Consider the following 7,486-nt stretch of genomic DNA (forward strand, 5'->3'; position numbering starts at 1 on the left):
GCGGCGAGCAGGACGCCCGCCTTGATCCGCGGCTCGGCCAGGTGCACCACCGTCACGGTCAACGCGAGCGCGGGTCTGGGCACCGTCGGCTCCACCGCGCTCGGCGCGAACGCCGCCGTCTGGGACTCGTACATGAACGACCCCCAGGTGGTCTCCCTGTACAAGGCCGCCGGAATCGGCGCGCTGCGCTACCCGGGCGGCTCCTACTCCGACATCTACCACTGGGTCGACAACACCGCACCGGGCGGGTACGTCGCCCCCGGCACCGACTTCGACGCCTTCATGGGCACCGTAAAGGCCTCCGGCGCCCAGCCGGTCCTGATCGCCAACTACGGCTCCGGCACGGCCCAGGAGGCCGCGGACTGGGTCCGGTACGCCAACGTCACCAAGAACTACGGGGCGAAGTACTGGGAGATCGGCAACGAGATCTACGGCAACGGCGTCTACGGCAGCGGCTGGGAGAACGACGTCCACGCCGACAAGACGCCCGACCAGTACGCCAGGGAGGTCAAGGCGTACGCCGCGGCCATGAAGGCCGTCGACCCCACCGTCAAGATCGGCGCGGTGCTCACCATGCCCGGCAACTGGCCGGACGGCATCGTGGCCGCCGGCGACACCGGCGACTGGAACCACACCGTGCTCGCCGCCGTCGCCCACGACGTCGACTTCGTCAGCGTCCACTGGTACCCCAACACCAGCACCGGCGACCAGTCGCTGGCCGCCGTGCAGCAACTCCCCGGCGAGCTCCGCCAGGTGCGCACCCTGCTGGACCAGTACGCGGGTACCGACTCCGCGCGCATCGGCATCGCGATGACCGAGGTGAACTCCAACTCCGGCAGCGGTGCCTTCACCAGCCGCCCCAACGGCCTGTTCGCCGCGGAGGCCGTGATGACGGCGCTGGAGAACGGCGTCTTCACCGTGGACTGGTGGGACACCCACAACGGCGCGGGCGCCGTCACCACGGTCGGCGGTGAGACCGACTACGGCGACATGGGCATGCTGTCGAACGGCAGCTGCTCCGGCAGCGTCTGCGAGCCCGCGGTGAACACCCCGTTCGCGCCGTACTGGGGCATCAAGGCGCTGGGTGCCCTCAGCGACCCGGGCGACAGCGTGGTGGCCTCCGGCACCTCCGACCCCGAGGTCTCCTCCCACGCGGTGCTCCGGGCCAACGGCGACCTCAGCGTCCTGCTGCTCAACAAGAGCTCCTCCGCCGAGCACACCGTGGACCTGCGGTACCCGGGCTTCACCGCGGGCGCCGCAGCGCCCTCCGTCCAGCGGTGGGCACCCGGCGACGACGGCCTGGTGGACGCGACCGGCACCGCCACCTCCTCCTCGGCGACCCTGGCCCCCTACTCCGTCACCGTGCTGACCATGCACCCGAAGAGCGGCACCGGCTCGTCCGCCGCCACCGTCGGCACTCCCGGTGCGCCCCGGACCACCGCGGTCGGCGCCAACACCGTCGCCCTGAGCTGGCCGGCCACCACCGGCGCGGTGGACCGCTACGAGGTCTACGAGCAGCTCGGCACCACCGTCCAGCTGCTCGGCTCGTCCACCGGCACCTCCACCACGCTCCACAACCTGCCGCCGGGCTCCCGGCACACGGTCAACGTGCTGGCCCGGGACCAGGCGGGGCACCTCTCCCGGCCCTCCGAACCGCTCACCTTCACCACCGGCACCCCCGACGACAGCACCTGCACCGTCGCGTACCAGGTGACCACCGGCTGGGGCAACGGCTTCGTCGCCGACGTCGTGGTGAGCAACCTCGGCCCGGCGGACATCAACGGCTGGACACTGGACTTCGACTGGCCGTCGACCGGACAGTCCGCCGACTCCTGGTGGAACGCCGACATCACCGCCGAGGGGCAGCACGTCCGCGTGACCAACGGCGCGTACAACGCCAGGCTCGCCCCCAACGGCGGCAACTCCGTCGACTTCGGCTTCGTCGGCGGCAACAACGGCGCCAACCCGTCCCCGACGGTCTTCCGCCTGAACGGAACGGTCTGCCGGACCGTCGTCTGATCCCGCCCCGGGCCCGACGAGAAGCGCCCTCCTCGTCGGGCCCGGACGCCGTGGGACCACCGTCCGCCGGCGGGGCCGTCCGCCGTTTCCGGCCCGTCCGCCATTTCCGGCCCGTCCGCCGTTTCCGGCCCGTCCGCCGGCGGGACGGGCTCCGGCTCACACCGGCGGCGTGACCGCCGACCGCAGGCCGAGCCACTGCTCGGCGTCCCAGGCCCGGAACCGCTCCACCTCGGTGAACCCCAGCTTCGCCGCAAGACGCATCGAACCGACGTTCGCGCTCTGGGTGGTGAGCACCACCGGCTCGCCGGGGAAGACACCGTCGAACCAGTCGAGGGCCGCCCGGCACGCCTCCGCGGCGTACCCGAACCCCCACGCCCGCGGCAGGAACAGGTACCCCAGATCGGCCTTCCCCACCGCGGCCGGGCGACGGTGCTCCGTCGCCCTCCTGAGCAGGATCTGACCGATCATCGCCCCGTCGAGCTCGACGACGAAACTCCCGGGCCACCCCTCGGGCACCCCGGACGTCTCACGCATCTCGCGCTCCACCTCGTCACGCGGCCGGGCACCCCCGAGGTAGGTGTGTACCTCCGGCGACGCCAGCAGATCGACGAACGCCGCCCGGTCCCGGCCCTCGGGCGCACGCAGCACGAGCCTCTCGGTCCTGATCGGCTCGGGCGGCCAGGCGATGGGTCCCAGGTCGGTCATGATCGGCAACCTATCGCACGCCCGTCGGGCAGGAGCCTGAATCGGCCGTCAGCGGCAGCAGCTCCTGACCCGTGCCCCGGCCACACCGGGAAGCCGCGGGTCAGCAACGGCAAGGACGCCCTGCAGCGGCTCCGCCTGCACCACGCAGGAGTGAGAGGCCGCGTCGGCTTCCGCCAGGTGCTCAGGCTACGGCGTCGCCGGGATCCTCCTCGTCCCCGAAGTCGCCCCGACGATGCTCCGAGCGATAGGTGCTGTCAGCGGGAAGGTCCTCCCCCGTCGCTTCCTTGTACGCCGCCCTGCGCTCCTCACTGGCCTGCCAACCGTCCGCGAGCTTCACCTGGGCCGCCACGACGTCGTGCCCGACAGGGGACTTACGCTTCGGACGGTCCGCGTCTCCGAGGTCGGCGGCCGACTCGGAATCCCTGAGGTCCTCGGTGTCCTCGGTGTCCCCGGCGTCTTCGGTCTCCCCGGTTCCGCTGCCGCCGACGAGACCGGCGACGACGACGGCTGCGGCCACCGTGGCGATGGCGCCGCCGACGGCCAGGAACTTACCCTTGTGCTTCTTGATCAGGTTCTTCGCGTTCTCGGCGCGGGAGGTGCGCTCGCCCTCCTCGGGAGTGGGCTCGCTGGGAGTGGAGTCATTCACCCGCACAGATCTATCCGACCCGTACCTCACCTGTCAGGCGATCACCCGACATCCTCCGTGGTCTGCCGGGCGCATGCCCCCTCGCGGAACAGCTCGGCGCCGACGGACTGCTCCCGGTCCGTGCAGCGGCGCAGCGGAACGGCCCACCGAGGTGCCCGTCCTGCGCCTCGACGACGGCACCGGGGCCGAGGCCGCGGCGGCGCTGCTGTTGCCCGAGTTCTTCGACGGTGACCGGCTGGACCGGCGGAGGCTCGCGGCCGCCGCGGTGGCCGGAGTGGCCCGCGCCCACTCCCCCGGTAGACCGTCCCCGGGGCGGCCGCCCGGGTCTGCCGCCGCCCGGCGTCCGGGTCCGTGGACGGTCCCGAACGCCCGGGGGCGCGGTCAGTTGACGGGCTTCCGGCCGCCGCTGATCTCCTTCGGGTTGTGGAACCGGATCACCGGGGCGTCGCCGACTCCCGCGTACGGGCCTGGTGGATCAGACGGGCGGACGCGGTGCGCAGCGCCCTGGCGGGGGGCGAGCCGTCGGGGTGGCCGGCCTGGGAGCTGTTCGGTTTCGGCGGCGGTCAGAGCACCAGATCGTCGTGCTCGTCGAAGATCCAGCCGTCCTCGTAGAGGACCTCGAACAGGTGGCCGTCCGGATCGGTGAAGTATCCGCTGTGTCCCCAGGGATTCGGGCCGGCCGGGCGGGTGACGGTGGCGCCCAGCTCGGCGGCCTTGGCCATCACCCGGTACACCTCGTCGGCGCTGCGGGCCACGTACGCCAGGGCGAAGCCCGAGAATCCGCCCGGCTCCCGGTCGGGCAGACCGGCGTCGGCCGCGAAGGCCGCCCGGGACTGGAACCCGACCGCGACCCCACCCAGTTCGAACAGCGCGAACTCGTCCGATCCCGCCGTGGACCTCCGCCACCCCAGCGCCCGGTAGAACGCGACCGAGGCGGCGACGTCGCGCACACCGAGCAGGATCAGATTGAGTCGCTGCCGCATGACTTCCTCCCGAGAACCGGAACCCGGCCCGTCATGCTGCCATCCCCCACCGACACCACCACGGCCGGCCCGTGACGGCGGCACAGCCGAACGAGTTCCAGCTGCAGACCCGCCGGGTCATCCGCCCCTGGCTGCCGGCCAGTCGGAGTCCCCGCCGCACCTCGTGGTGCAGCCCCTGCCGCACCGAGGCGTGAGGACGTCGCAACTGCCTCGCCCAGGCGACGGGCGCATCCAAGGAGAGCGCCTGGATGTTCCCGCGGCGGCTCAGGGTGCCGACGGCGGAGCCGGTGCTCGGCCCGCCGACCTGGTGAGCCCGGCCGTCGGCGCGGTGGGGACCAGTGGCATGGACGGCGAGGACGACCGCGAGCGCATCGTCCTCCGGTCCGGGTTGTCGATCGGCTGGTGGCCCGCCTCCATCACCCGCGCCGTCCACGTCAGCACTGCCGTACTGCGGGCACGCGCCGCGATCGACGCACTCACCACCCCGGCCGAGAGCGCGGTCGACCTCAACATTCGCAAGGTCGCGCAGCACCTGGGGATCGCGTGCCGTGCCGGGTTCGACGCGACGACGGCGACCTCCCTCAACGCCGTCCTGCGCCTGGGAACGTCGATCACGCCCTGAACCGGCTGGTTCTGCGTCCTTGCGGAACCCGGACGAGGGCCGGTCCACGCCTGTGAAGGAATACGGTGGCCTCGTTGGTTGTCAGCACCAGCGCAAGCCGATGTCCATCACTGAGGGAGAAGACCATGGCGACCGAGAAGGCCGTCCTCGCCGGGGGCTGCTTCTGGGGCATGGAGGAGCTCTTCCGCCACCAGCCCGGGGTGGTGTCCACCCGCGTGGGCTACACCGGCGGCGAGGTCCCGAACGCCACCTACCGCAACCACGGCAATCACGCCGAGGCCATCGAGGTGCTCTACGACGACGCCCGGACGGACTTCCGGGCCCTGCTCGAGTTCTTCTTCCAGGTCCACGACCCGTCGACCAAGAACCGCCAGGGCAACGACATCGGTGCCGGCTACCGCTCGGCGATCTTCTACCTCACCGACGAGCAGAAGCAGGTCGCCGAGGACACCATCGCCGACGTCGACGCCTCGGGTCTGTGGCCGGGCAAGGTCGTCACCGAGGTCACCCCGGCCGGGGACTTCTGGGAGGCCGAGCCCGAGCACCAGGACTACCTGCAGAAGTTCCCCAACGGCTACACCTGCCACTTTCCCCGCCCCGGCTGGAAGCTGCCCCGGCGCGCGGGCGCCTAGCCTCGGCCGGCCCAGGGTCCGGTCGAGGTCGTGGGCCGCGCCGATCTCACCTGTGTTCGGGGTTCTCGAAGTCGAAGCGGCAGCCGGCGTCCCACTCGGAGCGCTGGTTGCCGTGGGCGGGGATGCCGCCGGCGTCCTTGAGCATCCGGGCGAGGTGCATCAGGTTCCAGGTCATGAAGGTGGTGTTCCGGTTGGTGAAGTCGTTCTCCGGCCCGCCGGAGCCCTCGTCCAGGTACGACGGGCCGGGGCCGGCCGCGCCGACCCAGCCGGCGTCGGCCTGCGGCGGGACGACGTAGCCCAGGTGCTGCAGGCTGTAGAGGACGTTCATCGCGCAGTGCTTGGCGCCGTCCTCGTTCCCGGTGATCAGGCAGCCGCCGACCCGCCCGTAGTAGGCGTACTGGCCCCGGTCGTTCAGCAGCGACGAGCAGGCGTACAACCGCTCGATCACCTTCTTCATGACCGAGGAGTTGTCGCCGAGCCAGACCGGCGGAACACTCTGGCACCCTACCCGACCAGCACTCATTGCCGCGGTACGGACACGAACGGATGGAGGAAATCACGTAGGCACCGGCCGAGGATGCTGCTTCGGCACGTGGCACGCCCCCTTGCCCAGAACCGTCCCCGCCGTACCCGGACCGCTCCGGCAGGCCGGGCGCAGGTCCCGTGGAGGGGGCTCGCCCGGCCCGTGCCGGTCGGGCGGGAAGTGTCGGACTCCTCTCGCGGCACCGATCCGGGGCGACGCCCCTCATCGGCGGGCCGGCGGCTGCCAGAGGCCGCGGGCGGCGAGCAGCGGGAGCACGCCCTCGCCGACCCGGTAGGCCTCTTCGAGGTGGGGGACGCCGGAGAGGACGAACTCGTCGATGCCGAGCCGGTGGTACTCCTCGATCCGGTCGGCCACCTCCGCGTGACTGCCGACCAGAGCGGTCCCGGCGCCGCCGCGGACCAGGCCGATGCCAGCCCACAGATTGGGGTACACCTCCAGGCGGCCGGTGGCACCGCCGTGCAGGGCGCGCATCAGGCGCTGGCCCTCCGACTCGCTGCGGGCGAGCGCCTCCTGGGTGCTCCGGATCCGGGCCGGGTCCATGCCGGTGAGCAACCGACCCGCCTCGGCCCATGCCTCGGCGGAGGTGTCCCGGGTCACCGTGTGCAGCCGGATGCCGAAACGGAGCGTCCGACCGTGTTCGGCGGCCAGTGCCCGGATCCTGCCGATCTTCTCCTCGACCTGGGGCGGCGGTTCGCCCCAGGTGAGGTAGACGTCGGCGTGCCGGGCGGCGACCCGGGCCGCTTCGGGCGAGGAGCCGCCGAAGTACACCTCGGGAACGGGGTCGGGCAGCCGGGTCAGCCGGGCGCCCTCGACCTGCAGGTGGGCGCCGTGGTGGTCGACCGTCTCCCCCCGCCACAGCCGCCCGGTGATGTCGAGGAACTCGTCGGTGCGGGCGTAGCGGCCGGCCTTGTCCAGGAAGTCGCCGTAGGCGCGCTGTTCGGCGGACTCGCCGCCGGTGACGATGTTGAGCAGCAGCCGACCGCGGGACTGGTTCTGGTAGGTGGCCGCCATCTGGGCGGCCAGGGTGGGGCTGATCTGGCCGGGCCGGAAGGCGACCAGGAACTTCAGCCGATCGGTGACCTGGGTGAGCATGGCGGTGGTCAGCCAGGCGTCCTCGCACCAGGCGCCGGTCGGGGTGAGGGCGCCGGTGAAGCCGAGTTGTTCGGCGGTCCGGGCGATCTGGCCGAGGTAGGCGACGTCCGGCGGGCGGTCGGCGCCGGCCGCGCCGGGGGTGGAGCCGTGGCCCCCGCCGACCACCTGGCGGCTGTCGCCGGTGGTCGGCAGGAACCAGTGCAGCGTCAGTGCCACGGGGTCTCCCCCGTGCCGGGGTCGAAG

7 protein-coding genes and 1 pseudogene are annotated in these 7,486 nt (G+C 72.2%); 3 read left to right on the plus strand and 5 right to left on the minus strand.

Annotated features, from left to right (window positions below; all coding sequences use genetic code 11):
• The first annotated feature begins 132 nt into the window (after positions 1–132).
• Positions 133–2,019 (plus strand): cellulose binding domain-containing protein, encoded by a 1,887-nt coding sequence (locus ABZ641_RS20660; protein WP_359983699.1) that lies wholly within the window; start codon positions 133–135, stop codon positions 2,017–2,019.
• A 156-nt stretch (positions 2,020–2,175) separates the two neighbouring features.
• Here the strand turns inward: ABZ641_RS20660 and ABZ641_RS20665 are convergent, their stop codons facing one another.
• From ABZ641_RS20665 to ABZ641_RS20675, 3 genes are all read right to left on the minus strand, one after another.
• On the minus strand, positions 2,176–2,724 hold the full coding sequence (locus ABZ641_RS20665; protein WP_359983702.1) for a GNAT family N-acetyltransferase: 549 nt from the start codon (positions 2,722–2,724) through the stop codon (positions 2,176–2,178).
• Between the two features lie 181 nt (positions 2,725–2,905).
• Entirely contained in the window at positions 2,906–3,370 is a 465-nt protein-coding gene (locus ABZ641_RS20670) for a hypothetical protein (RefSeq protein WP_359983704.1), read from the minus strand.
• A 563-nt stretch (positions 3,371–3,933) separates the two neighbouring features.
• Entirely contained in the window at positions 3,934–4,353 is a 420-nt protein-coding gene (locus ABZ641_RS20675; protein ID WP_344623371.1) for a VOC family protein, read from the minus strand.
• Positions 4,354–4,696: 343 nt separating this feature from the next.
• Between ABZ641_RS20675 and ABZ641_RS20680 the strand changes: the two genes are divergently transcribed.
• Positions 4,697–4,975 (plus strand): hypothetical protein, encoded by a 279-nt coding sequence (locus tag ABZ641_RS20680; protein WP_359983707.1) that lies wholly within the window; start codon positions 4,697–4,699, stop codon positions 4,973–4,975.
• A 125-nt stretch (positions 4,976–5,100) separates the two neighbouring features.
• Complete coding sequence (gene msrA / locus ABZ641_RS20685) at positions 5,101–5,607, plus strand: peptide-methionine (S)-S-oxide reductase MsrA (RefSeq protein ID WP_359983710.1); 507 nt, start codon at positions 5,101–5,103, stop codon at positions 5,605–5,607.
• 46 nt (positions 5,608–5,653) lie between these two features.
• On the opposite strand, the pseudogene ABZ641_RS20690 reads toward msrA, so the two are convergent.
• Together ABZ641_RS20690 and ABZ641_RS20695 are read right to left on the minus strand one after the other, a co-directional pair.
• Positions 5,654–6,094 (minus strand): annotated as a pseudogene (locus tag ABZ641_RS20690) (flavodoxin family protein); the annotation flags it as partial.
• A gap of 258 nt (positions 6,095–6,352) precedes the next feature.
• Complete coding sequence (locus ABZ641_RS20695) at positions 6,353–7,459, minus strand: LLM class flavin-dependent oxidoreductase (RefSeq protein ID WP_359983713.1); 1,107 nt, start codon at positions 7,457–7,459, stop codon at positions 6,353–6,355.
• Positions 7,460–7,486 lie beyond the last annotated feature (27 nt).

Origin of the sequence: Kitasatospora sp. NPDC007106 (assembly GCF_040634455.1) — a bacterium.
In the GTDB taxonomy this organism is placed as follows: Bacteria; Actinomycetota; Actinomycetes; order Streptomycetales; family Streptomycetaceae; genus Kitasatospora; species Kitasatospora arboriphila.

Bases quoted from the DNA above. Each gene is read 5' to 3' on its own strand.
- msrA (WP_359983710.1), top strand. From the start codon at position 5,101: ATGGCGACCGAGAAGGCCGTCCTCGCCGGGGGCTGCTTCTGGGGCATG.
- ABZ641_RS20660 (WP_359983699.1), top strand. From the start codon at position 133: ATGAACGACCCCCAGGTGGTCTCCCTGTACAAGGCCGCCGGAATCGGC.
- ABZ641_RS20675 (WP_344623371.1), bottom strand. From the start codon at position 4,353: ATGCGGCAGCGACTCAATCTGATCCTGCTCGGTGTGCGCGACGTCGCC.
- ABZ641_RS20665 (WP_359983702.1), bottom strand. From the start codon at position 2,724: ATGACCGACCTGGGACCCATCGCCTGGCCGCCCGAGCCGATCAGGACC.
- ABZ641_RS20680 (WP_359983707.1), top strand. From the start codon at position 4,697: ATGGACGGCGAGGACGACCGCGAGCGCATCGTCCTCCGGTCCGGGTTG.